Annotated in this window: 26 protein-coding genes; 14 read left to right on the top strand and 12 right to left on the bottom strand. The window is 68.9% G+C overall.

Going from position 1 to position 23,553, the window contains the following annotated elements:
- Positions 1 to 93 precede the first annotated feature (93 nt).
- From fabF to fabD, 4 genes are all read right to left on the bottom strand, one after another.
- Positions 94 to 1,359: a beta-ketoacyl-ACP synthase II gene (fabF, locus tag Q0Q47_RS27255; RefSeq protein ID WP_293867658.1), complete on the bottom strand. Its 1,266-nt coding sequence runs from the start codon at positions 1,357 to 1,359 to the stop codon at positions 94 to 96.
- Positions 1,360 to 1,404: 45 nt separating this feature from the next.
- Positions 1,405 to 1,641: an acyl carrier protein gene (locus Q0Q47_RS27250; RefSeq protein ID WP_293867656.1), complete on the bottom strand. Its 237-nt coding sequence runs from the start codon at positions 1,639 to 1,641 to the stop codon at positions 1,405 to 1,407.
- Between the two features lie 272 nt (positions 1,642 to 1,913).
- Positions 1,914 to 2,651 (bottom strand): 3-oxoacyl-[acyl-carrier-protein] reductase, encoded by a 738-nt coding sequence (gene fabG, locus Q0Q47_RS27245; protein WP_293867654.1) that lies wholly within the window; start codon positions 2,649 to 2,651, stop codon positions 1,914 to 1,916.
- Between the two features lie 16 nt (positions 2,652 to 2,667).
- A complete protein-coding gene (gene fabD, locus Q0Q47_RS27240; RefSeq protein ID WP_293867652.1) occupies positions 2,668 to 3,612 on the bottom strand; it encodes an ACP S-malonyltransferase in 945 nt (314 codons plus the stop codon).
- Between the two features lie 501 nt (positions 3,613 to 4,113).
- Here fabD and rpsF point away from each other — a divergent pair.
- The 10 genes from rpsF to Q0Q47_RS27190 all read left to right on the top strand — a co-directional run bounded on the left by rpsF (position 4,114) and on the right by Q0Q47_RS27190 (position 13,910).
- Entirely contained in the window at positions 4,114 to 4,641 is a 528-nt protein-coding gene (gene rpsF, locus Q0Q47_RS27235; protein ID WP_293867650.1) for a 30S ribosomal protein S6, read from the top strand.
- Positions 4,641 to 4,880, top strand: coding sequence for a 30S ribosomal protein S18 (gene rpsR, locus Q0Q47_RS27230; RefSeq protein WP_293867648.1), 240 nt, complete (start codon positions 4,641 to 4,643; stop codon positions 4,878 to 4,880). The genes rpsF and rpsR overlap by 1 nt, the downstream gene beginning before the upstream one ends.
- 127 nt (positions 4,881 to 5,007) lie before the next feature.
- Positions 5,008 to 5,973 (top strand): DUF2232 domain-containing protein, encoded by a 966-nt coding sequence (locus Q0Q47_RS27225; protein WP_293867646.1) that lies wholly within the window; start codon positions 5,008 to 5,010, stop codon positions 5,971 to 5,973.
- Positions 5,974 to 6,000: 27 nt separating this feature from the next.
- On the top strand, positions 6,001 to 6,564 hold the full coding sequence (gene rplI, locus Q0Q47_RS27220) for a 50S ribosomal protein L9 (RefSeq protein WP_293867644.1): 564 nt from the start codon (positions 6,001 to 6,003) through the stop codon (positions 6,562 to 6,564).
- A gap of 278 nt (positions 6,565 to 6,842) precedes the next feature.
- Complete coding sequence (locus Q0Q47_RS27215; protein ID WP_293867642.1) at positions 6,843 to 8,327, top strand: replicative DNA helicase; 1,485 nt, start codon at positions 6,843 to 6,845, stop codon at positions 8,325 to 8,327.
- The gene (gene alr, locus Q0Q47_RS27210) at positions 8,324 to 9,433 is read left to right on the top strand and encodes an alanine racemase (protein WP_293867640.1); all 1,110 of its coding nucleotides are present in this window, start codon (positions 8,324 to 8,326) and stop codon (positions 9,431 to 9,433) included. Before Q0Q47_RS27215 ends, alr begins: the two co-directional genes overlap by 4 nt.
- Positions 9,433 to 10,836, top strand: coding sequence for a DNA repair protein RadA (gene radA / locus Q0Q47_RS27205; protein WP_293867638.1), 1,404 nt, complete (start codon positions 9,433 to 9,435; stop codon positions 10,834 to 10,836). The genes alr and radA overlap by 1 nt, the downstream gene beginning before the upstream one ends.
- 69 nt (positions 10,837 to 10,905) lie before the next feature.
- A complete protein-coding gene (locus Q0Q47_RS27200) occupies positions 10,906 to 11,625 on the top strand; it encodes a CvpA family protein (protein WP_293867636.1) in 720 nt (239 codons plus the stop codon).
- Positions 11,626 to 11,657: 32 nt separating this feature from the next.
- On the top strand, positions 11,658 to 13,142 hold the full coding sequence (gene purF / locus Q0Q47_RS27195) for an amidophosphoribosyltransferase (protein WP_293867634.1): 1,485 nt from the start codon (positions 11,658 to 11,660) through the stop codon (positions 13,140 to 13,142).
- Positions 13,143 to 13,169: 27 nt separating this feature from the next.
- A complete protein-coding gene (locus tag Q0Q47_RS27190; protein WP_293867632.1) occupies positions 13,170 to 13,910 on the top strand; it encodes an SDR family NAD(P)-dependent oxidoreductase in 741 nt (246 codons plus the stop codon).
- Between the two features lie 162 nt (positions 13,911 to 14,072).
- On the opposite strand, the gene der is transcribed toward Q0Q47_RS27190, so the two are convergent.
- From der to Q0Q47_RS27175, 3 genes are all read right to left on the bottom strand, one after another.
- Entirely contained in the window at positions 14,073 to 15,446 is a 1,374-nt protein-coding gene (der, locus tag Q0Q47_RS27185) for a ribosome biogenesis GTPase Der (RefSeq protein ID WP_293867630.1), read from the bottom strand.
- A gap of 20 nt (positions 15,447 to 15,466) precedes the next feature.
- Positions 15,467 to 16,129: a tetratricopeptide repeat protein gene (locus Q0Q47_RS27180; protein ID WP_293867628.1), complete on the bottom strand. Its 663-nt coding sequence runs from the start codon at positions 16,127 to 16,129 to the stop codon at positions 15,467 to 15,469.
- Positions 16,130 to 16,228: 99 nt separating this feature from the next.
- Positions 16,229 to 16,807 (bottom strand): NnrU family protein, encoded by a 579-nt coding sequence (locus tag Q0Q47_RS27175; RefSeq protein WP_293867626.1) that lies wholly within the window; start codon positions 16,805 to 16,807, stop codon positions 16,229 to 16,231.
- 145 nt (positions 16,808 to 16,952) lie between these two features.
- On the opposite strand from Q0Q47_RS27175, the gene Q0Q47_RS27170 reads away from it, so the two are divergent.
- Entirely contained in the window at positions 16,953 to 17,645 is a 693-nt protein-coding gene (locus Q0Q47_RS27170) for a formylglycine-generating enzyme family protein (RefSeq protein ID WP_293867624.1), read from the top strand.
- A gap of 9 nt (positions 17,646 to 17,654) precedes the next feature.
- Here the strand turns inward: Q0Q47_RS27170 and Q0Q47_RS27165 are convergent, their stop codons facing one another.
- The 4 genes from Q0Q47_RS27165 to Q0Q47_RS27150 form a co-directional block, all read right to left on the bottom strand.
- The gene (locus Q0Q47_RS27165; RefSeq protein ID WP_293867622.1) at positions 17,655 to 18,116 is read right to left on the bottom strand and encodes a methylated-DNA--[protein]-cysteine S-methyltransferase; all 462 of its coding nucleotides are present in this window, start codon (positions 18,114 to 18,116) and stop codon (positions 17,655 to 17,657) included.
- 133 nt (positions 18,117 to 18,249) lie between these two features.
- Positions 18,250 to 18,621 carry an MmcQ/YjbR family DNA-binding protein gene (locus tag Q0Q47_RS27160; protein ID WP_293867620.1) on the bottom strand — a complete coding sequence of 124 codons (372 nt, stop codon included), beginning with the start codon at positions 18,619 to 18,621 and terminating at the stop codon, positions 18,250 to 18,252.
- On the bottom strand, positions 18,618 to 19,256 hold the full coding sequence (locus Q0Q47_RS27155; protein ID WP_293867618.1) for a hypothetical protein: 639 nt from the start codon (positions 19,254 to 19,256) through the stop codon (positions 18,618 to 18,620). Before Q0Q47_RS27155 ends, Q0Q47_RS27160 begins: the two co-directional genes overlap by 4 nt.
- Before the next feature lie 3 nt (positions 19,257 to 19,259).
- Positions 19,260 to 20,933 carry an SWIM zinc finger family protein gene (locus Q0Q47_RS27150; protein ID WP_293867616.1) on the bottom strand — a complete coding sequence of 558 codons (1,674 nt, stop codon included), beginning with the start codon at positions 20,931 to 20,933 and terminating at the stop codon, positions 19,260 to 19,262.
- 281 nt (positions 20,934 to 21,214) lie between these two features.
- On the opposite strand from Q0Q47_RS27150, the gene Q0Q47_RS27145 reads away from it, so the two are divergent.
- The 3 genes from Q0Q47_RS27145 (at position 21,215) to Q0Q47_RS27135 (ending at position 22,551) form a co-directional block, all read left to right on the top strand.
- The gene (locus Q0Q47_RS27145; protein WP_293867614.1) at positions 21,215 to 21,532 is read left to right on the top strand and encodes a DUF1778 domain-containing protein; all 318 of its coding nucleotides are present in this window, start codon (positions 21,215 to 21,217) and stop codon (positions 21,530 to 21,532) included.
- Positions 21,533 to 21,883: 351 nt separating this feature from the next.
- Entirely contained in the window at positions 21,884 to 22,126 is a 243-nt protein-coding gene (locus Q0Q47_RS27140; protein WP_293867612.1) for a type II toxin-antitoxin system Phd/YefM family antitoxin, read from the top strand.
- Positions 22,126 to 22,551, top strand: coding sequence for a type II toxin-antitoxin system VapC family toxin (locus Q0Q47_RS27135; RefSeq protein WP_293867610.1), 426 nt, complete (start codon positions 22,126 to 22,128; stop codon positions 22,549 to 22,551). The genes Q0Q47_RS27140 and Q0Q47_RS27135 overlap by 1 nt, the downstream gene beginning before the upstream one ends.
- A gap of 162 nt (positions 22,552 to 22,713) precedes the next feature.
- Here Q0Q47_RS27135 and guaA read toward each other — a convergent pair.
- A partial coding sequence (guaA, locus tag Q0Q47_RS27130) for a glutamine-hydrolyzing GMP synthase (RefSeq protein WP_293867608.1) occupies positions 22,714 to 23,553 on the bottom strand: 840 nt, incomplete at its 5' end.

Genomic DNA, 23,553 nt, shown 5'->3' with positions numbered 1-23,553 from the left:
CTCGAGCGCCTGAGTGTCTGAGACCGGCTGGCGCACGGACCGAAGAAGGTCCCGCACCCTACCGCCGAATGTGGCGAAGATGGGGATCGATCCTCAGGCCGCCAGCCTGCGGAACACGACGGAGGCATTAGTACCGCCGAATCCGAAGGAATTCGACAGCGCCACGTCGATCGTCCGCTTGCGCGGGGTATGCGGGACCAGGTCCACCGGCGTGTCGACCGACGGATTGTCGAGGTTCAGCGTCGCGGGCGCCACGCCGTCGCGGATGGCCAGGATCGAGAAGATCGCCTCGATCGCGCCGGCAGCGCCCAAGAGGTGGCCGACCGACGACTTGGTCGACGACATCACGAGGTCCGCCGCGGCATTGCCGACGAGCCGCTCCACCGCCTTGAGCTCGATCTCGTCGCCGAGCGGCGTCGAGGTGCCATGGGCGTTGATGTAGTCGATGTCCGCCGCCGAGATGCCGGCCCGCTTCAGCGCGGCCGCCATGCAGCGATAGGCCCCGTCGCCGTCCTCGGACGGCGAGGTGATGTGGTAGGCGTCGCCCGACAGGCCGTAACCGATCACCTCGGCATAGATGCGCGCGCCGCGGGCCTTGGCATGCTCCAGTTCCTCGAGCACCACCACGCCGGCGCCCTCGCCCATCACGAAACCGTCGCGGTCCTTGTCGTAGGGGCGCGAGGCTCGGGTGGGCTCGTCGTTGAAGCCGGTCGACAGCGCCCGGCAGGCCGAGAAGCCGGCGAGCGACAGCCTGTTGATGGGGCTTTCGGCGCCGCCCGCGACCATCACGTCGGCATCGCCGAGAGCGATCAGCCGGGACGCGTCGCCAATGGCGTGGGCGCCGGTCGAGCAGGCGGTGACGACCGAGTGGTTCGGCCCCTTGAGGCCGTGCTCGATCGAGACGTAGCCGGACACGAGGTTGATCAGGCGTCCGGGAATGAAGAAGGGGGAGATGCGCCGCGGGCCCTTCTCGGCCAGCGTGATCGAGGCATCGTAGATGCCACCGATGCCGCCGATGCCCGACCCGATGAGCACGCCCGTCGAGGTCTGCTCCTCATAGGTCGTGGGCTTCCAGCCCGCGTCCCGCAGCGCCTGGGTGGCCGCGGCCACCCCGAAGACGATGAAATCGTCGACCTTGCGCTGGTCCTTGGGATCCATCCATTGGTCGGAATTGAAGGTGCCGTCGCTGCCGTCGCCACGCTTGACCTGGCAGGCAACCTTGGCAGGGAGATCGTCGATCTCCATGCCCTGGATTCTGCCAGCTCCGCTTTGGCCCGCGAGCAACCGCTCCCAGGTGATGTCGACACCGCAACCGAGCGGGGACACCATGCCAAGGCCCGTGACGACGACGCGCCGCATGCTTCAGGTTTCCGCCAATGAACCGGAAAGGCCGACCGAAACCGGTCAGGCCGCCTTCTTTTCGAGGAAGCTCACGGCGTCGCCGACGGTGCGGATCGTCTCGGCGGCGTCGTCCGGGATCTCGACGGAGAACTCTTCTTCGAAGGCCATCACCAGCTCGACCGTGTCGAGGCTGTCCGCGCCCAGGTCGTCGATGAAATTCGCGCTGTCCACGACCTTCTCGGGCTCAACCCCGAGATGCTCGACGACGATCTTCTTCACGCGGGCGGCGATGTCGCTCATATCTGAACCTCGTTCATACTCAAGGACCGGGAGCCAATACCCGGCACGGTCTGTCGTTGGAAGCTGTCCCTGCCTCGCGGCCGGGTGGATGATCCCAGGGCATCGACGGGAAGACCTGTCGTCCGGGCTCCCCTTCCGCTTCCCCAAAACGCCGCTGCGGATGGTGCCGTCAAGCCCCCCAAAGGACGTTCGGGGTTGGTAACACACTTTGTTAGGGATGGCGAGTGCCCGGCGCGGCGGCGACGGGACTTCGACACAATCGCCTAACGTATTCAGATCATTGCCATTCCACCGTTGACGTGGAGTGTCTGCCCCGTCACGTAGGACGCTTCCTGGCTGGCGAGATAGACCACCGCGGCGGCGATGTCCGCACCGCTCCCCAGCCGGCCCATGGGCACGCTGCCCAGGATCGATTCTTTCTGCTTCTCGTTCAGCACGTCGGTCATCGCCGTCTCGATGAAGCCCGGGGCCACGCAGTTGACGGTGATGTTGCGGCTGGCCACCTCGGCCGCCAGCGACTTGGACATGCCCACGAGCCCGGCCTTGGAGGCGGCGTAGTTGCCCTGCCCGGCATTGCCCGTGGTGCCGACCACCGAGACGACCGACACGATGCGCCCGTAGCGGCGGCGCATCATGCCCTTCACGGCGGCGCGCATCAGGCGGAACGAGGCTTCCAGGTTCACCCGGATGACCGTGTCCCACTCGTCGTCCTTCATTCGCAGGAACAGGTTGTCCCGCGTCACCCCGGCATTGTTCACCAGGATGTCGAGCTGCCCCATGGCGGCCTCGGCGGCCGGCACGAGCGCCTCGACCGACTCCTTGTCCGACAGGTTGGCCGGCAGGATGTGCACGCGCTCGCCGAGCTCGGCCGCCAGCCCCTGCAGCGCCTCGACCCGCGTGCCGGAAATGCCGACCGTGGCGCCCTGGGCGTGGAGCGAGCGCGCCACCGCGCCGCCGATCCCGCCGCTGGCGCCCGTCACCAGCGCCGTCTTGCCGTTCAGATCGAACATGGATGTCTCCTCGCGCTCAGGCGTTGCGGGACTTGAAGGCGGCGACGTCGTCCGGCGTGCCGACGGCGACGCCCTCGGCACCCTCGGCGATGCGGCGGACGAGGCCGGTCAGCACCTTGCCGGAGCCGAGTTCATAGAAGGTGGTGACGCCCTGGCCGGCCATGTACGCGACGCACTCGCGCCACCGCACGGTCCCCGTCACCTGGGCCACGAGCGACTGGCGGATCGCCGCCGGGTCAGTGAGCGGAGCGGCATGGACGTTGGCCACGACCGGCACCTTCGGAGCGTGGATCGCCACCTTGCCCAGCGCCTCGGCCATGGCGTCCGCCGCCGGCTGCATCAGGGCGCAGTGGAAGGGCGCCGACACCGGCAGGAGCACCGCGCGCCGCGCGCCCTTGCCCTTGGCGATCTCGCAGGCGCGCTCGACGGCGGCCTTGCTTCCCGACACGACCACCTGCCCGCCGCCGTTGTCGTTGGCGGCCTGGCAGACCTCGCCCTGGGCGGCCTCGGCCGCAGCCGCGGCGGCGGCGTCGAAGTCCAGGCCCAGCAGCGCGGCCATGGCGCCCTGCCCCGGCGGGACGGCGGCCTGCATGGCGTTGCCGCGGATCCGCAGAAGCCGCGCCGTATCGGCGATGGAGAAGGTGCCCGCCGCGGCGAGCGCCGAATATTCGCCGAGCGAATGCCCGGCCACGAAGCGCGCGTCGCGAGCCAGATCCAGGCCCGCCTCGGCCTCGAGCACCCGCACGACCGCGAGGCTCACGGCCATCAGGGCCGGCTGCGCGTTGGCCGTCAGCGTGAGGTCGGCTTCCGGCCCCTCGAACATCAGCGCGGACAGCTTCTGGCCGAGCGCGTCGTCCACTTCGGCGAACACCGCACGCGCGGCGGGGAAGGCCTCGGCGAGAGCCTTGCCCATGCCCACGGCCTGGCTGCCCTGTCCCGGAAAGGTGAAAGCGGCGGTCATTCGGCGTCCCCGTCCCCGTTTGCGCGCATCGAACTGCGGGGGCGGGAGGTGCACGCAACGGGAAGGGAAGTCAAGCCAAGGGCCGTGCCGCTTCAAGGCGGCGGGCAGCGAAGGGGCAGTAGCGAATAAGCGAATGGCGAGTAGCGAGCGGGGAACTGGCGAGTGGCGAAGCGGAACCGTCAAGCTCCCCCGCGGCCGAGGCTTCGGGCGTTCACCGTTCGCCGCCCGTGCTCGCCATTCGCTACTCGCTACCCGCCACTCCCTATTCCGCTCTCCGCCACGCTCCAACGGCTTGCATCCCCGCACGCCGTATATTACACAGCGCGCTTCGCAGCATCCGGCTGGGGGCTGAACGGAAGACCCGTGCCTGTGTGTCAGGCCGGGAGGATCTCGCCGATCCGCCTTCCCGTGTCTCCGCCTTCGGAATGTTCGCTCGGGCCTTTCGCGGCCCGAAGGGCTTCGCGCCGGATGGGATGCGAATTGGAAACGAAAGGCCGTGGAATGCCTCTTTACGAGCATGTCTACCTGGCGCGTCAGGACGTGACGTCGCAGCAGGTCGAGACCATGACGGAACAGTTCAAGTCCGTCATCGAAGCCAATGGCGGGACGATCGAGAAGGTCGAGTACTGGGGCGTCAAGTCCCTCGCCTTCCGCATCAAGAAGAACCGCAAGGCCCACTTCTCGCTTCTCAACATCAAGGCTCCGGCGGCTGCCGTGGCCGAGATGGAGCGCCAGATGGGCATCAACGAGGACATCCTCCGCTTCATGACCATCCGGGTCGAGGAGCTCGAGGAAGGTCCGTCCGCGATGATGCAGAAGCGCGACCGCGACGATCGTGACGATCGTGGTGACCGCGGCTTCGGCGGTGGTGGCCGTGGCTTCGGCGGCGGCGGTGGCCGTGGCGGCTTCGGTGGCGGCGGTGGCGGCGGTGGCCGCTTCGGTGACCGCGACCGTGGTCCCCGTCCCGACGGTCCGCGTCCGGACCGCCCGCGTCGTGAAGACGCTCCCGCCCAGGAGGAGGCTCTCTGATGTCCGGTGGTGCTGCACGTCGCCCGTTCTTCCGTCGTCGGAAGACCTGCCCGTTCTCCGGCCCGAACGCGCCGAAGATCGACTACAAGGACACGCGTCTTCTCTCGCGCTACATCTCCGAGCGCGGCAAGATCGTTCCGTCCCGCATCACGGCCGTGTCGGCCAAGAAGCAGCGCGAGCTGGCCCAGGCCATCAAGCGCGCCCGCTTCCTGGGCCTGCTGCCCTACGTGATCTCCTGATCGGATCCGGGCGGAGCCACGCTCCGCCCGTTTCCTCGCATGCGCAGTTCAGTCGCCCGGCATAGGCCGGGTTTGGTTGGGAAGGGCACGTCCCTCCCCTAACCGCTCGAAGCGGGACAGCTCGACGATGGGTTCCATTCTCGGCATCGGTGCCGGCGCGGGGTTCGTGTCCGCGCTTCTCTTCGCGGTGATCACCACCGCGAACCCCTTGGCCATCCTGCTGTACCTCGTCGCGCCGCTGCCGATCCTCCTCGCCGCGCTCGGCTGGAATCACCGCGCCGGGCTCGCCGCCGCGGCCACGGGCTCAGGCATCCTGGCGCTCGCCTTCGCCCCCGCGGTCGGCCTCGTCTTCGCCGCCAGCGTCGCGCTGCCGGCCTGGTGGTTCGCCTATCTCTGCCTGCTCGCCCGCAACAACCCCGACGGCTCCGTCGAGTGGTATCCGCTGGGACGTCTCCTCGTCTGGATCGTGAGCCTGTCGGCCGCGCTGACCCTCGTCGGCGCGATCATGATCGGCGGGGACTACGCGAACTTCGTGAAGGCGTTCGAGCGCGCCGTCCTGCTCATCGAGCAGATCAACCCGAACACGTTCGAAGGCGTGTCCGGCGATGCGCGCACCCGGCAGGTCGAGGATCTCGCCCGCCTGTTCGCCACCATCGCCCCGCCGATCAGCGCGGCCCTGAGCGTCGGAACGAGCGTGCTCCTGGCCTGGACGGCCGCGCGGATCGTCAAGGCCTCCGGCCGGCTGCCGCGGCCCTGGCCGGCGATCCCGGACACCGCGCTGCCCGGCTGGGCACTGGCCGCCTTCGGGGGCGCGGCCGCGGGCGCGCTCGTGCTCTCGGGCTACCCCGGCCTGTTCTTCCGGTCGGTCGCGGCCGCGCTGCTGATGGCCTACTGCCTCCAGGGCCTCGCGGTGATCCACGTGGTCACGCGCAACCTGGCCGGCCGCGGCGGCATCCTCACCGCCGCCTACCTCGTCTTCTTCATCATGCCCGGCTGGCCGGCGGTGCTCTTCGCACTCGTCGGCATGTCGGACGCGATCTTCGGATGGCGCGCCCGCCGCGGCGCCGCGCCGCCCGCCAATCCAACCCCCTGATCATCGGTCACACAAAGGAGAGTACCCATGGAAGTCATCCTGCTCGAACGCGTCGGCAAGCTCGGCCACATGGGCGACACCGTCCGCGTGAAGGACGGCTATGCCCGCAACTTCCTGCTGCCGCGCGGCAAGGCCCTGCGCGCCACCGCGACGAACAAGGCCAAGTTCGAGGCCACGCGCGCCCAGCTCGAGGCCCGCAACGCCGAAGCCCGCAGCGCCGCCAAGGGCGTGGGCGAGAAGCTCGACGGCCAGAGCTTCACGATCATCCGCCAGGCGGGCGAGATGGGCCAGCTCTACGGCTCGGTGGCGACCCGTGACCTCGCGGACATCATCTCCGCCGCCGGCTACTCGATCACCCGCCAGCAGATCGTGCTCAACACCCCGATCAAGACGATCGGCCTCCACACCGTGCCGGTCCACCTGCACGGCGACGTCGAGGTGACGGTGACGATCAACGTCGCCCGCAGCCCCGAGGAAGCCGAGCGCCAGACCCGCGGCGAAAACGTCTTCACCCGCGAAGAGACCAACCTCGACGACCTCGGCCTCGAGGTCGGCGCGGCGCTGGCCGACGCCGAGGGCGACGACCGCTGATCCTGCGCTTTTCGGCGCACGCACGAGCCCCGGGGGCGACCCCGGGGCTTTTTCTTTGGGCTGCCGCAGCGCCCGCGCGGGGGCCCCGGAGCCGCTCGGCCCGACCCATGCCGGGGCGTCCGCGTCAACTCACAAGCGCCCGCACGCCCCTCCCTTTCACACCGGATCTGTGACCAACGGGGACAAGCGCGCCGGCCCATCGACCGGCCCCTCGCGGCGTGCCACATGAACGCCCCTCCCGGTGCTACCCTCGGTGCTTCACGAGATCCGATTCGACCATGGCCTATCCCCTCGCTTCCGTTCCGACGCCCGAGCCCCAGTACCGCACCGCCCCTCACAACATCGAGGCGGAGCAGGCGCTGCTGGGCGCCATTCTCGTCAACAACGAAGCCTTCTACCGGGTGTCCGACTTCCTGGAGCCCGGGCACTTCTCCGAGGACGTGCACCGGCGCATCTTCGAGGTGTCGTCCTCGCTGATCCGCAGCGGCAAGATCGCCACCCCGATCACGCTCAAGACGTTCCTGGGCGACCAGGATCTCGGCGGCCTCACCGTCTCGCAATACCTCGCGCGCCTGGCCGCCGAAGCCACCACGGTCATCAACGCCGAGGACTACGGCCGCACCATCTACGACCTCGCGATGCGCCGGCAGCTCATCGTGATCGGCGAGGATCTCGTCAACGTGGCCTATGACGCCCCGGTCGACGAACCGCCGCGCAAGCAGATCGAGGACGCCGAGCGCAAGCTCTACGAACTGGCCGAGAAGGGGCGCTACGAGGGTGGCTTCCAGACCTTCTCGCACGCGCTGCGCGGCGCCATCGACATGGCCGCGGAGGCCTTCAAGCGGGAGCGCAAGCTCTCCGGCATCTCGACGGGCCTCAGCGACCTCGACCGGATGATGGGCGGCCTGCAGCCCTCCGACCTGATCGTGCTGGCGGCCCGCCCCGCCATGGGCAAGACGTCGCTGGTCACCAACATCGCCTTCAACGTGGCGAAGTCCTATGTGGGCGAACGCCAGCCGGACGGCGCGATCAAGCGCCTGGACGGCGGCATCGTCGGCTTCTTCTCGCTGGAAATGTCGAGCGAGCAGCTCGCCACCCGTATCGTCGCCGAGCAGTCGGGCGTCGCCTCCTACAAGATCCGCCGCGGCGAGATCACCGACGACGACTTCCGCCGCGTGGCCGAAGCGGCGCGCGAGATGGAGCGCCTGCCCTTCTACATCGACCAGACCGGCGGCATCTCGATCGCCCAGCTCACCGCGCGGGCGCGGCGCCTGAAGCGCCAGAAGGGCCTGGACATGCTGGTGGTCGACTACCTCCAGCTGCTCTCCGGCTCGTCCAAGAAGGGCGAGAACCGTGTGCAGGAACTCACCGAGATCACCACCGGCCTGAAGGCGCTGGCCAAGGAACTCTCCGTGCCCATCATCGCGCTGTCGCAGCTCTCCCGCCAGGTGGAGAACCGCGACGACAAGCGCCCCCAGCTCGCCGACCTGCGTGAATCGGGCTCGATCGAGCAGGACGCCGACGTCGTGCTCTTCATCTACCGCGAGGAGTACTACCTCAAGAACAAGGAGCCGAAGCCCGGCACCGAGGAGCACTTCAAGTGGCAGGCCGAGATGGAACAGGTCCACGGGCGTGCCGAGGTGATCATCGGCAAGCAGCGCCACGGACCCACCGGCACCGTGCCCCTGCACTTCGACGCCGACATCACGCGCTTCAGCAACCTCGCCAGGGAGGACGGCCTGCCCGACCGGATGGGCGAGTGAGCCGGTCCGGTCCCGCACCGGGCGGCCTGCCGGCCGCCGTCCTCACGATCGACGCCGGGGCCATCGCGGCCAACTGGCGCCTGCTGGCGGGGCGTGCCGCGCCCGGGCGATGCGCCGCCGCCGTCAAGGCGGACGCCTACGGGATCGGCGTCGATGCCGCCGTTCCCGCGCTGGTCGGGGCGGGCTGCGACACCTTCTTCGTGGCCCACCTCGACGAAGGCAGCCGCGTCCGCGCCCTCGCGCCGGACGCCACGGTGTACGTCCTCAACGGCCTGCGGCCCGGATCGGCCGGCGACTACGCCGCCGCGCGCCTGCGGCCGGTTCTCGGCTCGCTGGACGAGATCGAGGAGTGGACGTCCTTTGCCCAAGGCGAATCCTCCGCCCCGCCCGCCGCCCTGCACGTCGACACCGGCATGAACAGGCTGGGGTTGCCCCCGCAGGCCCTGCCCGAGGCTCTCCGGCGGATGACGCCGGCCCTGCTCATGAGCCACTTCGTGTCCGCCGAGATCGCCGACGATGCCATCAACGCGCGGCAGATCGCGGCCTTCGCCGCGGCTCGCGCCCTGGCGCCCGGCGTGCCGGGCAGCCTCGCCAACTCCTCGGGCCTGTTCCTGGGGGCCGGCGCCCTGCACGACCTGTCGCGGCCCGGCTATGCGCTCTACGGTGGCAATCCCACGCCGGGCAGGCCCAACCCCATGCGCCCCGTCGTGACGCTGGAGGCGACGATCGTCCAGGTCCGCGAGGTCGAGGCGGGGGCCACGGTCGGCTACAACGCCCGCTGGACCGCCAGGGGCCCGCGCCGGCTGGCCACCATCTCGGTGGGCTATGCCGACGGCTACCCGCGCTCCGCCTTCGGCGCCGACGACAAGCCGGGCGGCCTGGCGCTCGTCGCCGGGGTCTCCTGCCCCATCGCCGGCCGCGTCTCCATGGACCTGATCGTCATCGACGTGACGGAAGCGCCGGCAGCCGCGTCCCGGCGCGGCGACGTGGTCACGCTGATCGGGGACGGCCTCGAGATCGATGATGTCGGGGAACGGGCCGGCACCGTCGGCTACGAGATCCTCACCAACCTGGGATCGCGCTACACGCGCCGGATCGTCCGCTGATGGCCAAACGCTCGATCGCCTTCGTCTGCCAGAATTGCGGTGCGGTCTACGGCCGCTGGCAGGGCCGCTGCGAGTCCTGCGGCGACTGGAACAGCATCGCCGAGGAGGCCTCCGGGCCCCCGACCGCGTCGGGCCCCGCGCCCAAGGCCGGGCGCGGGCGCGGGCGCGTCTTCCCGCTCGAGGGCCTGACCGGCGAGCAGAAGGAGGCGCCGCGCGTGGCCTCGGGCATCGCCGAGCTCGACCGCGTCACGGGCGGAGGCTTCGTCAAAGGATCGGTGATCCTGCTCGGCGGCGACCCGGGCATCGGCAAGTCGACGCTGCTGATGCAGGCCTGCGCGGCCCTGGGGAGCGGCGGCCATCGCGTGGTCTACATCTCCGGCGAGGAGGCGACCGGCCAGGTGCGGCTGCGCGCCGAGCGCCTGGCACTCGCGCACGCGCCGGTCGAACTCGCGGCCGAGACGAGCGTCGAGGACATCGTCGCCACGCTGTCGTCCGGGGCGCCACCGCGGCTCGTGGTCATCGATTCGATTCAGACCATGTGGACCGACACGGTGGAGTCGGCGCCCGGCACCGTCTCGCAGGTGCGCGGCGCGGCGCAGATCCTGATCCGCTACGCCAAGACCAGCGGCGCGGCCGTGATCCTGGTCGGCCACGTCACCAAGGACGGGCAGATCGCCGGGCCGCGCGTGGTCGAGCACATGGTCGACGCGGTGGTGTCCTTCGAGGGCGACGGCGCCCACCAGTTCCGCATCCTGCGCGCGGTGAAGAACCGCTTCGGGCCGACCGACGAGATCGGCGTGTTCGAGATGACGGGCCTCGGTCTCGCCGAGGTCGCCAACCCGTCCGCCCTCTTCCTGGCGGGCCGCGACACCAGTTCGCCCGGCACCGCGGTCTTCGCCGCGATGGAGGGCACCCGCCCCCTCCTGGTCGAGTTCCAGGCCCTGGTGGCCCCGACGGCGCTCGGCACGCCGCGGCGGGCCGTCGTCGGCTGGGATCCCAGCCGGCTGTCCATGGTGATCGCGGTGCTGGAGGCCCATGCCGGGCTGAAGCTCGGACAGCACGACGTCTACCTGAACGTGGCCGGCGGCCTGCGAATCAACGAGCCGGCGGCGGACGTCGCCGCGGCCGCGGCCCTGGTCTCCTCTTTGTCCGGCGCCCCCCTGCCCCCCGACCGCGTCTACATGGGCGAGGTCGCGCTCACCGGCGCGCTGCGCCCGGTGAGCCAGGCCGCGGCGCGGCTCAAGGAGGCCGCAAAGCTTGGATTTTCCTCGGCAATGGCGCCCCGGGCGGGGCTGGAGAGCGCCGGGCGGCCTCCCATCGCGATCGAGGCGGCGGGCGACATCACGGACCTGGTGGCCGGAATCGCGGCACGCGGCGGTGGACGCTCGCGCCGGGAAGGCTGATGCGCGCGTGACGCGCAGGATCGGCGTGGCTATAAGACGCTGGTCGAGCCCACGTCTTCGCGAGAACGCATGAACAATCTCCCGGTCTCCGCCCTGGATCTCGTCGTTCTCGGCGTGGTTCTCATCTCGGCGCTTCTGGCGGCAGTGCGCGGGTTCACCCGCGAAGTCCTGGCGATCGCCTCCTGGGTCGCGGCAGCCGCCGCCGCCTATGCGCTGCACCCCGCCGTCCTGCCCTTCGCCAAGGAATACATCCCCAACGCGCAGCTGGCGCTCGCCGCCTCGATCGCGGCGGTGTTCCTCGGCACCCTGGTGATCGTCTCCTTCATCACGGTGAAGCTCTCCGACCTCATCCTGGATTCGCGCATCGGCGCGCTCGACAGGACCCTGGGCTTCCTGTTCGGCGCGGCGCGCGGCCTGCTCATCGCCGTCATCGCCTTCGTCTTCTTCGACAAGCTCGTGGGCGAGAAGCAGCAGCCCGACTGGGTCCGCACCGCCAAGCTCCGGCCCGTGCTGAAGGAGACCGGCGACCAGATCATCGCCCTGCTGCCGGACGACCCCGAAGGGTTCATCTCGAAGTGGAAGAACCGCAACCGCAACCAGGGCGATCCGAGCGAGCCGTCGGCGGCTCCGACAGGCCCGGCACCCGTGCCTCCGGCGAATACCGGACCTGCGAACGGTCAGAAAAAGACGGACAACGGCGCCGCCCCGCTTTACAAGCAGGCGGAACAGCAAACCCTTCAGCAGCTCGTGACCGGTGCCGCAGCCAGCGGCAGCCTCCCGAAGCGTTGAAAGCAGGCCCTCCGGGGCCATATGAGGCCAGCATGAGCGCACGTGACGGCTTCGCCGAACAGACGACCTATGGCGATTTCGATCCCGAGGCCGACCGGCTCCGCGAGGAGTGCGGCGTCTTCGGCATCTACGGGCATCCCGACGCCGCCGCCATCACGGCTCTCGGCCTGCACGCCCTGCAGCACCGCGGGCAGGAGGCGGCCGGCATCGTCAGCTTCGACGGCAAGCGCTTCCAGTCGGAACGGGCGCTGGGCCTGGTGGGCGACACCTTCTCCGACCGGGCGACCATCTCGCGTCTACAGGGCCAGAACGCCATCGGCCACGTCCGCTATTCCACCACCGGCGAGACGATCCTGCGCAACGTCCAGCCGCTCTTCGCCGAGCTCGACGGCGGTGGCTTCGCCGTGGCCCACAACGGCAACCTCACCAACGGGCTGACGCTGCGCCGCCAGCTCGTGCGCGACGGCGCGCTGTGCCAGTCGACCTCCGACACCGAGGTCATCCTCCATCTCGTCGCGCGCAGCCGGAAAAACCGCTTCGTCGATCGCTTCATCGACGCGCTGTCGCAGATCGAGGGCGCCTACGCCTTCGTCGGCCTGACCAACAAGAAGCTCGTGGGCGCCCGCGACCCCCTCGGCATCCGACCGCTGGTGCTCGGCGACCTGGATGGCCATCCCATCCTGGCCTCCGAGACCTGCGCGCTCGACATCATCGGCGCGCGCTTCGTGCGCGACGTCGAGAACGGCGAGATCATCATCTGCTCGGAAGAGGGCATCGAGTCGATCAAGCCGTTCGGCGACCTGCCGGCGCGGCCCTGCATCTTCGAGTTCATCTATTTCGCCCGGCCGGATTCGGTGGTGCATGGACGCCCCGTCTACCAGGTGCGCAAGCGCATGGGCGCGGTGCTGGCCGAGGAATCGCCGGTCGACGCCGACGTGGTGATCCCGGTGCCGGACTCCGGCGTGCCCGCGGCGCTCGGCTTCGCCCAGGCCGCCGGCCTCCCCTACGAACTCGGCATCATCCGCAACCACTATGTCGGCCGCACCTTCATCCAGCCGACGCAGTCGGTGCGCGAGCTCGGCGTGCGCATGAAGCACAGCGCCAACCGCGCGGTGGTGGACGGCAAGCGCATCGTGCTCATCGACGACTCCATCGTGCGCGGCACGACGTCGGTGAAGATCGTGCAGATGATGCGCGACGCCGGCGCCAAGGAGGTGCATTTCCGCATCTCCTCCCCGCCGATCACGCACCCCGACTACTACGGCATCGACACGCCCGAGAAGGACAAGCTGCTGGCCGCCACGCACACGCTGGAGGAGATGCGCCGCTACATCGGCTGCGACAGCCTGGCGTTCCTCTCGGTCGACGGCATCTACCGGGCCATGGGCGAGCGGGGACGCAACCCCCTGCGACCCCAGTTCACCGACCATTGCTTCACGGGGGACTACCCGACCCCGATCACCGACGCGGTCGGCGAAGGCCCCAAGCAGCTTTCGCTGCTGGCCGAAGTGGGCTGATTCCTTCCCTCACCTGTGCAGGCTTCCATGACGAAGACCCTCGAGAACCGCATCGCGGTCGTCACCGGCGCCTCGCGCGGCATCGGCCGCGCTGCCGCGCTCGCCTTCGCCCGGGCCGGCGCCCATGTCGTGGCGCTCGCCCGCACCCAGGGCGCTCTCGAGGAACTCGACGACGAGATCCGCTCGCTCGGCGGCTCGGCCACGCTGGTGCCCGTCGACCTCAAGGACATGGAGGCCCACGACCGGCTCGGCGCGGCCATCCACCAGCGCTGGGGCAAGCTCGACATCTTCCTCGCCAACGGCGCGATCCTAGGCCCCATCTCGCCGCTCGGCCATGTCGAGCCCAAGGCTTGGGACGACATCATGACCGTGAACGTCACGGCCAACTGGCGGCTCATCCGGTCGCTCGACCCGCTGCTGCGCGCATCCGACGCCGGCCGCGCCATCTTCGTGACGTCTGGCGCCTCCTGGGCCGGCCGGGCCTACTGGGGCCCCTATGCCGTCACCAAGTCCGCCCTCGACACGCTGGGCCGCACCTATGCGGCCGAGACCGGAACGACCCCGGTGAAGGTGATGATGGTCAATCCGGGCCCGCTGCGCACGCGGATGCGGGAAATGGCCATGCCCGGCGAGGACCCCTTGACGCTGAAGACGCCGGACGACCTGGCGCCCCACATCGTCAGGATGGCCGAGCCCGCGTGGCAGGAGAGCGGCAGGCTGTTCGACTTCCCGACCCTGTCCGTGAAGGACTATCGCGTTCCGGCGTGAAGGCCTTCGCCGCGCTGGTCACTGAGGCTCCCCCTCTCCGTCCTGGCCGGGCCTGGCCCGGCCATCCACGACTTTGCCGGGGTCATCCCAAGTCGTGGCTGCCCGGGCCAAGCCCGGGCATGACGTGCGGAGAGATAGAGCGAGCAGAGAGAAGGTGGCGGCTCACCGCCCCTTGTCGTAGGGGTTGTCACCCGTGCGCAGGCTCATGCGGATCGGGGTGCCGGGGAGCTCGAAGGCCTCGCGCAGGCCGTTGATGAGGTAGCGCAGGTAGCTTTCGGGCAGCCCGTCCAGCTGGTTGCCGAACAACGCGAAGTGCGGCGGGCGCGCCTTCACCTGCGTCATGTAGCGGATCTTGATGCGCCGGCCGGCGACGGCGGGTGGCGGATGGGTTTCCAGCACCCGCGACAGCCACTTGTTGCACTGGGCCGTCGACACGCGCTTCGACCACACGGCCGCCGCGTCGAAACAGGCCTGCATCAGCTTGTCGGTGCCCTCGCCGGTGATGGCCGAGACCGGGACGATCTTCGCCCCGCGCACGTTGGACAGCAGCCGCTCGGAATCCTCGGTGAGCTTGCGCAGGCGCCCCGGATCGCTGGCCACCAGGTCCCACTTGTTGACGGCGACGACGAGCGCCCGGCCCTCGCGTTCCACCAGCCCGAGGATGGCGAGGTCCTGCTTCTCGAAGGGGATCTCGGCGTCGAGCAGCAGCACGACCACCTCGGCGAACTTCACAGCCCTGAGCCCGTCGGCCACCGACAGCTTCTCGAGCTTGCTCTCGACCTTGGCGCGCTTGCGCATGCCAGCCGTGTCGAAGAGCTTCACGGCGCGGCCCTTCCAGGACCAGTCGATGCCGATGCTGTCGCGGGTGATCCCGGCCTCGGGGCCCGTCAGCAGGCGGTCTTCACCGATCAGCCGGTTGATGAGCGTCGACTTGCCGGCATTGGGACGCCCGACGATGGCGACGCGCAGCGGACGTTCGATACCGGCCTCGGGCTCGGCCGCGACGGCGTCCTCATCCTCCTCGGCTTCCGGCTGGGTATGTTCAGGCAGCGCCTCGATCAGCGCGTCGTAGAGATCGGAAAGACCCTCGCCGTGCTCGGCCGAGAACGGAATGGGATCGCCGAGGCCAAGCCCGAAGGCCTCGTAGGTTTCGAGCTGGCCGGCTCGGCTTTCAGCCTTGTTGGCCAGAAGGATGACGGGCTTGTCCGCCCGCCGCACGAGCTGCGCGAAGTGGCGGTCGGCGGGCGTGAGGCCGGAGCGCGCGTCGATGACGAAGATGATCGCGTCCGCGTCGCGGATCGCTTCCTCCGTCTGGGCACGCATGCGGCCGGCGAGCGTCGCGTCGGGCGCGTCCTCGAGGCCGGCGGTGTCGATGATGGTGAAGGACAGGTCCCCGACCCGCCCCTCGCCGGCGCGCCGGTCACGCGTGACGCCCGGCTGGTCGTCGACGAGCGCGAGCTTCTTGCCGACCAGCCGGTTGAACAGGGTCGACTTGCCGACGTTCGGCCGGCCGATGATGGCGACCGTGAACGCCATGGCGAAATCCTCCAGGGGTCTCAGGACGCGGGCTTGATCGGGCCCGCCCGCACGATCCCGAGCAGAAGCTCGGCACGCTGACGCAAACCCGGGGGAGCCGTGCGGTCGACGATGATCTCGTCGAAATACTTGCCGGCGGCCGGGTAATCGCCGGCCTTGAGGGCGGCGAGGCCCAGCATCTCGCGGGCGTTAGCGGCCCACACGCTGCCCGCGCCGGTGAGCGGATCGAGGCGCGTCTTCAGGTCGGCCAGCGAGGCGGTGTCGACGACGAGCATGGCCGCCCTGAGCCGCGCCGCGTCCCGCATGGGCGCCGGGAAGCCGGTATCGGCCACGATGGAATCATAGGCCTTCACGGCCGCGGCACCGTCGCCCTTGGCCAATTCGCCGGCCGCTCGCAGGCGCGCCAGCATCTCGTAGCCACGCGGGGCGTCCTTGGCGATGTCGGCCAGCGCCTTCTCGGCATCCTCGGTCCGGCCCGCGCGCGCGGCCTCGATGGCCGTCTCGTACTGCGCTCCGGCCACCTCGGCCTTCTTGCCCTGCCAGTACTCCCAGCCGCGCCAGGCGGCCGTCGCACCGACGGCCAGCACGGCGATCGCGATGACCAGGTTGCCGTGCTTCTTCCAGAACTCGATCGCCTTGTCGCGACGGACGTCCTCGTCGATTTCGCGGAAAATGTCGGCCATGGCCGAAGCAACCTCTCTCAGGCAGTGCGGGCCCGCGGACCGGGGTCCGCGAGCAGGAAGGGCCGCTTAGCACGTGCGGCCGGCTTTGTCATGCGACGGTCAGCCGAACACCGAGACGCCGATGAGCCAGGGGTGGGCGAACATGACGACCAGCCAGACCACCGTGCCGATCGCAAGCGCCTTGAAATCGTTCGCGACGAAGCCGGGCGGGATGTCCTTGCCGGCCTCTGGCTGGCGCCGCTTCACCGAGATCCGGTCATAGACGGCCCAGGCGAGGAACGTCCCGAACAGGATGATCGAGCCGAGGTCGCCGTTGGCGAGGAGATGGCCGAGGGCCCAGACTTTCACGCCCACCAGCTGCGGGTGCTTCAGGCGCCGCTTGATCTCGCCCGGAAGCCCCGAGGAGGCGAAGGCCACGAAGGCGAACCACATCAGCAGGATGTTGAGATGCGAGAGGCCGCGCGGCGGATCCCAGACCGGAACGTAGCCGGCCGCCCTGTAGCGCCCGAAGCCCACGGCGATCAGCACGATGCCCGCGATCGACAGCACCGTGAACAGGCCCTTGTAGCCCTTTTCGCCGAGCGAACCGACGAGCGACTGGCGCAGGGCCGGCCTGGTCGGCAGCGAATGAGCGCCCAGGAAGAGCACGAGGCCGAGGATCATGATGGCGAGTTGCATAAGTTGGCGATCCTTCTGCGGCGGCGCGGCGAGCACCGGGGATGGAGCAGAGACTATGCCGCACGGCGACCGCATGACGCGACAACCGATCGTTCGTCCCGTGCGTAGGACGACACGGTACCCGAAACCGGCATGGTGCGAACACATGACGCGAAGGACGTGGCTGGCCCTGGCGATCGTGATCGGATGTCCCGCGACGGTGGGCATGGCGTCGTCGCCTGTCATACGCATGCCGGTCGGAGCGTTCTCGATCGATCGGACGGAGGTGACGGTCGGCTCATTCCGCGCCTTCGCCCGGGCGACGGGCCTCACCACGGCAGCCGAGCGCGACGGAGGCGGCTTCGAGTTCGCCTCCGGCTGGACCCGGCGGCCCGGCTGGACCTACGAGCGGCCCCAGGGCGCCCCGGGATCCGACGATGAACCGGCCACCCACGTGACCTGGGGCGAGGCCTCGCGCTACTGCGCCCATGCCGGAGGCCGTCTCCCGACGCTCGCCGAGTGGCGGCAGGCGGCCTACACCGAGACCCGCGACGCCCCGACGGACGGCTTCGTGAAGGGTCGCACCTACGCCTATCCCGTCGGCGACGCGCCAGAAGGCATGAACAACAACAGGCGCTCGCACGTGCCGGTCGGCACGACGGCGCGCGGCGTCAACGGCCTGCACGAGATGGGAGCCAATGTCTGGGAATGGGCCGCGGACCGCCGCGGAGACGACGCCATGACGACCGGTGGCTCGTGGTGGTACGGCCCGGCCCAGGCCCGCGCCGACGGCGCGCAGTGGAAACCGGCGGAGTTCTACGCCGTCTATGTCGGCTTCCGCTGCGCCTACGACCGCTGACGGCTTCGTTCAGCCATCGCCGAACAGTCCTGGCAGCATCGGGGCGCCCCGGTCGAGATCGACGCCCTCCATGGCCAGCATGCGCCGCTTGGTGTCGAGCCCGCCCGGCGCCGAGAATCCGTGCAGGGCGCCGCCCTTGGCGAGCACCCGGTGGCACGGCACGATCAGCGGCCACGGATTGCGCGCCATGGCCATGCCGACCGCCCTGGCCGCCCCGGGTTGGCCGATGCGGGCCGCGAGTTCTCCGTAGGTCGTGGTGGCGCCATAGGGCACGCCGCGCAGGGCGAGATAGATGGCCTCCTCCGTCGGTGTGAGACCGGCGGTGTCCAGCGGGAAATCGGCGAAGTCGACAGGCTGGCCGGTGAAGTAGGCGACGACCCGTTCCGCCCAGGCCGCGACGTCCGCGGTCACGGCGGCCTCGTCGACATTGCTCTCGGCCGCCGCGGGATCCGGCAGGCGGAAGCGCGCCACCCCGCGCGCGGAGCGGTCGAGGACACATGGCCCCCAAGCCGTCTCCACGCGATGTCTGGTGGTTCCGCCGATCCCATGCCTCATGGCGCGGAGAGTACGCCGGTCAGCGTCGGCACGCCAACCGCAGCCTCACCTAGCCCTTCTCCGACCGGGCTCTCTTCGTCCGCGCAGGCTTGGGCGCCGCCCCGCCCCCGCCGATCTGCCACGCCCGCCGCAGCACGGCGGCGAGATCGTCGGGCGCGATCACGGCCAGGGTCACCGTGGTCCAGCCCTGCTGGCCCCACTTGTTCGGAACGGGCGCCAAGGCCGCCGGCAGCAGCCCGCACCAGTGCGCCTGGTCGTCGGGCGTCAGGCGAAGATTCGCCGTCGCGCCATCCGGCGGCAGCGTCGCGTAGGTCGTCCGGACCCTGAAGGCGCGCCGGTCGAAATGGGGCGCTTCGGTGGTGCCGGGCAGCGCGAGCGCGAGGTCTCGAAACAGGGCCGCAGTGCTTCCCACCGATGTCATGACGCTAGGCTTTCCGGTGTCTTCCGTAGCCGTTTGGGTGGGGCGGCCGGTTCTTCCTCCGGCACCGGCAACTCGAGTGCCGAACGCAGTCTCCCCACGCCGCGCCGGTAGAGCATCGCCTCCTCCACGCCCTCGAGAAGCGACGGCCGCTGCACAAAGTTCATCACGACACGGTTGTATGGCACGGTCCCGCAGCCCGGGGCACGGCAGTCGATCTTCCCCCTGGGGCATTCCTTGTAGTGACACAGCACGCCCGCAAACGCGGAGCTTCCCGCTGGGAAGAGCAGCATGTTGACCTGGTGATTGGCCACGCTGATGCCCTTGCCGGCTTCGTACGCCTCCCGGAGCACTTTGTTGGAGGCTTGCCGCAATTGGGCGAGACGGTGCTGATGATCGAGCCAGACCGCGAGGTCGACGGAGAAGCACTCGTGCCAGAGCTCGATCCGCTTTTGCCGAAAGCCGGCGAAGCGCGGAACCTCCTTCCATAGTGGCTTAGCCACAGAGCCCACGACGGCCACCGCCTCGACCTCCTCGAACTCCGCGAGCGCCTCCGCCACGACGTCCGCCGCGATACGCAGATGCCGCTGTTGCCTGAGCAGATATTCGTTCTGTTCATCGATCCGTTTGCGGAGCACGAGTCACCTCAACAGGGTCATGGAGTTGCGTTTGCGGCCGTGCCGGCCCTTGATGGAAGCGATGTAGACCGCTTGCTCCGCGACGCCGCGAAGGCGGGCCATTCGCGCGATCATCGTCGCTGCTTCGGCATAGCCGGAGTTCCTGCCACCCGCGACGAGGACTTCGACGCGCTCGGCATAAACGGTGAGCGCCTCGGAGGCGTGGGTGGCTTCGCTGACCCGGGCCAGTTCCTCGCGTTGGCGCATCGTTGCGCCGTACGTTCGGACCGCCGTCCATGCAGCGTCGAACAGTCCCTCGTCCATGAGGATCTCGACGAGAATTTCGCGGGATGATCGGAAGCGAGTTTGTTCGGACCGCGCGGCGCGCTCCTCCAGGCGACGAATGGCGCGATCCCGGACAGCCTCGCCCTCGAATGCCCGGAGGCGCCGGTAGAGCGGCATGCTCGGTGCCTTGTGGAACGTGGCCCAGAGACGGTCGACCGCATCCGATCGGCGACCGGCACCGGCGAGCAGATCGGCGGCCAGGAGAACGAGGCGTTCGTCCGGTTTGTCTTCGAACAGAAACACGCCTTCTTCGGCGAAGAGGAGCGCATCGTCGCTCTTGCCTTGATCGATGCAGAAGTGCACGAGCACGACATAGCTCCAAGCCGACGAGAGCGCTTTCGACCGCAGCGCGATCCGCGCGGCGAGGTCACCGTCGCGGGCAGCGAACAGGTCGAGGATGTGCATGATGGTTGCGAGATTGTACCGCTCATCGCCTGCCTCGGTCACGCGCTGCCCCGTGACCGTAGCCCACGCGTCTGAAGCGAGGCGGCGATACTCCGCCAAACCAGCCTCTCCCAACACCTCCTCGTAGGTGAAGGCCGCGCCAGAATACACCTCATAGTTGCTGTCGGTCTCGCGCGCGAAGAGCGCGCGAGCGAGGCTCGCCGGGTCGGGTTTCGCCACGCGGGCAGCCATCAGGTGGACGTCCCTGGCCCGCATGACGAGTGCGAGACGATGGCCGTCTGAATCGTCGATATCCTCGAACGAATCCTCGAGCCGTTCGATCACACGATCGGCGAGGCTCATCGCGATCCCAGCTTCGGCGCCCTCGGCAATCTCGGCGACCGTGTCCAGCACATCGCCGACGCGGGCAGCCCAGGTCGAGGCGGCGCGCTCGTCCAGATAGTGAGGGACGTCGGTTGCGTGGTCGACGGCCCTGCGCAATTGACGCTCGAGGTTTTCGCCCGTTGCCCCAATCTGCGACGAGGCGAGTTGCAGCTTCCGCAACAGTGTGCCGTCCTTGGCCGCCTGATCGATGATGATGGCGACGAGCGCATCGACACTTTTCTGCGCCAGGTACCGGCGGATGTGAGAAAGGGTCGGGACGCTCTCCGCCTCGCCACGTTCCTCCCGCGCATTGGCGGCCAGCGCGACGGCGACCATGTGCTTGCAGAACCCGCGGTCCGCGAAGGCCGGACAAGAACAGGACCCTCCGAAGTCGGCTCCCGATCCGGCCAAGGTCGTGCCGTAGTTCCGCGTGCCTTCGACGCTCGCAACGATCCGATTGGGCTCGGTTTCGATGATCGTCACCCGCCCGTCGCGGTGCACCACTTCGCCACGCCGGTAGACGATCGCTCCAGCGAGCGCGCGGAGAGCCGCGACATCGAAACGGATACAGGCGTTGCCTGACATGAACGAAGCTTCGACAGGATCGCGACGTGCAAGCGGACGAAAGGGTCGGCTGTCGTCAGGGGAGAGCAAATTCCGCACGACGTCAACGCGTTCGGGAACGAAGAACGGGCGCTGGTTCTGCTGGTACCGATGCTTCCGTCCGACCTTCATCGTCCTTCAGCATTCCGTGCGCCGGGCCCGGCGCACTGCAAAGCCGGGTCAATCGAAGGTCCGCGTCCACCTCTTCATACGTCCGTCTATAAGCCGTACATTGGGAGCCAAGCGACAGGTAAGGCGAAGCCATGAGTCCGACGGCGCCAAAAAACCGGGTAGCGGTCCGCACCGAGCGATTGGAGGCCCGCGTGTCCTCCGATCAGAAGGATCTGTTCGTACGCGCCGCAGAGCTTCAGGGCCGTACGCTCACTGATTTCGTCATCGCCAGCGTCCACGAAGCCGCAGTGCGAACTCTTGCGGACCTGCAGGCCATCAAGCTCTCGGAGGGCGAAAGCCGCGCCTTCGCCGAGGCGCTCCTAAACCCCCGCGAGCCGAGCGCCCGCCTGAAGGAAGCGGCGCAACGGTACGTCGCCGCCGCCCCGGTTCGCGAACCGACAGTCCCCTAAGCCTTGCAAGTCGAACAACTCGACAGCTGCTCATCTGGGCGCCAGTCGATGCTGAATTTGAGCCCACCTATCTGACCATCCGCCCGTCTCGGAGGGCTGTCCTGGGCGTGTTCGTCAGCTGGACGCCGGCGTGAGGGGGCAAACGCTGCTAACGATCGCGGCAGTTGAGCTCGATGCTCGGTAGAATAGGCTTGCTGAGCAGACGCCGTTAGGGCGCCACCTTGGATACGGCGCGATCCCAGACCATCGTAAAGCTGTTGCCGCGGCAGAGCATGCCGCATCGGCAAACCTCCTGCTGGAATTCTGCAGTCGAACGCATTATATGACTATCTATATGGTCAGGAGCGTGACGTGGACGCAATCAGTCTGGCGGATGCAAAAGCCCATCTGAGCGAGCTGGTAGACCGGGTCGAGGCAGGCGACTCGATCGACATCACGCGTCGCGGCAAGCCGGTTGCGCGGCTCACGGCCGTGGCCAGGCCGCGCAAGGCGATCGATGCCGCGCTGCTCAGGTCACTGACGGCCGCAATGCCGCCCCAGCCGCAAAGCGCCGCCGATCTCGTGAGGTCGATGCGGGATGGCGATCGCTACTGATGCGCTATCTGGACACGTCGCTGCTGGTCGCCGCGCTTTCCAATGAAGCGATGACGCCGCGTGTTCAGGCTTGGCTCGCCGAGCAGGATCCCGAGCAGCTTCTGATCAGCGATTGGACCGTCACCGAGATGTCGTCGGCCATGGCCATCAAGCTTCGCACCGGGCAGATCAGCCTCGAGCAGCGTGCGGCCGCACTCGCCATGTTCAACAAGCTGGTCGCCGAAAGCTTCACCGTGCTGCCCGTGACGGGTGGGAATTTCCGGGCGGCGGCGAGGTTTGCCGATCAGCATGGCTTGGGGCTTCGCGCCGGCGACGCGCTGCACCTTGCCGTTGCGTCGGAGCATGGCGCCACGGTGCATACGCTCGACCAGCGGCTCGCCGCCGCCGGACCGGTGCTCGGTGTGCCAGCGCAGTTGCTGGCATGAACCCGTGCTTCTCGAGCTGGGCCGGTCTGATCAGAGCTGCCAGGGCCGGGAACGGGTCCTAGGGACAGATGCAGCAGGCCAGCCGATGGGGGCGAAACCAGAACGGCGATCAAGCGAAGGCGAGAACCGCCGCCTAGACGTTGCTGTCGCCGCCCCCTCCCCTCACTCCCACTCGATCGTGCCCGGCGGCTTCGACGTCACGTCGTAGACCACCCGGTTGATGCCCCGCACCTCGTTGATGATGCGCGTGCCCACGCGGCCGAGGAAGGCCATGTCGAAGGGGTAGAAGTCCGCCGTCATGCCGTCGACGGAGGTCACGGCGCGGATGGCGCAGACGTGGTCGTAGGTGCGGCCGTCGCCCATGACGCCGACGGTGCGGACGGGGAGGAGCACGGCGAAGGCCTGCCAGATGTCGTCGTAGAGGCCGGCGCGGCGGATTTCCTCCAGGAAGATCTCGTCGGCGAGGCGCAGGATGTCGCACTTCTCGCGGGTGACCTCGCCGGGGATGCGGATGGCCAGGCCCGGGCCGGGGAACGGGTGGCGGCCGACGAAGGCTTCGGGCAGGCCGAGCTCGCGGCCGAGCACGCGGACCTCGTCCTTGAAGAGCTCGCGCAACGGCTCCACGAGCTTCATGTTCATGCGCTCGGGCAGGCCGCCGACATTGTGGTGCGACTTGATGGTGACCGAGGGGCCGCCGGTGAAGGACACGCTCTCGATGACGTCGGGGTAGAGGGTGCCCTGCGCCAGGAAGTCGGCGCCGCCCACCGCCTTGGCTTCTTTCTCGAACACCTCGATGAAGAGCCGGCCGATGGTCTTGCGCTTCACCTCCGGGTCGGTGACGCCGGCGAGCGCGCCGAGGAACGTCTCAGACGCATCCACGTGCACCAGCGGGATGTTGTAGCTGTCGCGGAAGAGCGCCACGACCTTCTGGCCTTCGCCCAGCCGCATCAGGCCGTGGTCGACGAAGACGCAGGTGAGCTGGTCGCCGATGGCCTCGTGGAT

Origin of the sequence: uncultured Alsobacter sp. (assembly GCF_945952055.1) — a bacterium.
Lineage (GTDB): Bacteria > Pseudomonadota > Alphaproteobacteria > Rhizobiales > Beijerinckiaceae > Alsobacter.
Note: the sequence above shows the minus strand (reverse complement) of the source record. Positions and strands in the feature narration are given on the sequence as shown.

Bases quoted from the DNA above. Each gene is read 5' to 3' on its own strand.
- Q0Q47_RS27135 (WP_293867610.1), top strand. From the start codon at position 22,126: ATGCGCTATCTGGACACGTCGCTGCTGGTCGCCGCGCTTTCCAATGAA.
- Q0Q47_RS27175 (WP_293867626.1), bottom strand. From the start codon at position 16,807: ATGCAACTCGCCATCATGATCCTCGGCCTCGTGCTCTTCCTGGGCGCT.
- fabF (WP_293867658.1), bottom strand. From the start codon at position 1,359: ATGCGGCGCGTCGTCGTCACGGGCCTTGGCATGGTGTCCCCGCTCGGT.
- rplI (WP_293867644.1), top strand. From the start codon at position 6,001: ATGGAAGTCATCCTGCTCGAACGCGTCGGCAAGCTCGGCCACATGGGC.
- Q0Q47_RS27180 (WP_293867628.1), bottom strand. From the start codon at position 16,129: ATGGCCGACATTTTCCGCGAAATCGACGAGGACGTCCGTCGCGACAAG.
- Q0Q47_RS27190 (WP_293867632.1), top strand. From the start codon at position 13,170: ATGACGAAGACCCTCGAGAACCGCATCGCGGTCGTCACCGGCGCCTCG.
- fabD (WP_293867652.1), bottom strand. From the start codon at position 3,612: ATGACCGCCGCTTTCACCTTTCCGGGACAGGGCAGCCAGGCCGTGGGC.
- radA (WP_293867638.1), top strand. From the start codon at position 9,433: ATGGCCAAACGCTCGATCGCCTTCGTCTGCCAGAATTGCGGTGCGGTC.
- Q0Q47_RS27160 (WP_293867620.1), bottom strand. From the start codon at position 18,621: ATGACATCGGTGGGAAGCACTGCGGCCCTGTTTCGAGACCTCGCGCTC.
- Q0Q47_RS27225 (WP_293867646.1), top strand. From the start codon at position 5,008: ATGGGTTCCATTCTCGGCATCGGTGCCGGCGCGGGGTTCGTGTCCGCG.
- Q0Q47_RS27145 (WP_293867614.1), top strand. From the start codon at position 21,215: ATGAGTCCGACGGCGCCAAAAAACCGGGTAGCGGTCCGCACCGAGCGA.
- purF (WP_293867634.1), top strand. From the start codon at position 11,658: ATGAGCGCACGTGACGGCTTCGCCGAACAGACGACCTATGGCGATTTC.
- Q0Q47_RS27200 (WP_293867636.1), top strand. From the start codon at position 10,906: ATGAACAATCTCCCGGTCTCCGCCCTGGATCTCGTCGTTCTCGGCGTG.
- rpsF (WP_293867650.1), top strand. From the start codon at position 4,114: ATGCCTCTTTACGAGCATGTCTACCTGGCGCGTCAGGACGTGACGTCG.
- Q0Q47_RS27215 (WP_293867642.1), top strand. From the start codon at position 6,843: ATGGCCTATCCCCTCGCTTCCGTTCCGACGCCCGAGCCCCAGTACCGC.
- rpsR (WP_293867648.1), top strand. From the start codon at position 4,641: ATGTCCGGTGGTGCTGCACGTCGCCCGTTCTTCCGTCGTCGGAAGACC.
- der (WP_293867630.1), bottom strand. From the start codon at position 15,446: ATGGCGTTCACGGTCGCCATCATCGGCCGGCCGAACGTCGGCAAGTCG.
- Q0Q47_RS27150 (WP_293867616.1), bottom strand. From the start codon at position 20,933: ATGTCAGGCAACGCCTGTATCCGTTTCGATGTCGCGGCTCTCCGCGCG.
- Q0Q47_RS27170 (WP_293867624.1), top strand. From the start codon at position 16,953: ATGACGCGAAGGACGTGGCTGGCCCTGGCGATCGTGATCGGATGTCCC.
- Q0Q47_RS27250 (WP_293867656.1), bottom strand. From the start codon at position 1,641: ATGAGCGACATCGCCGCCCGCGTGAAGAAGATCGTCGTCGAGCATCTC.
- fabG (WP_293867654.1), bottom strand. From the start codon at position 2,651: ATGTTCGATCTGAACGGCAAGACGGCGCTGGTGACGGGCGCCAGCGGC.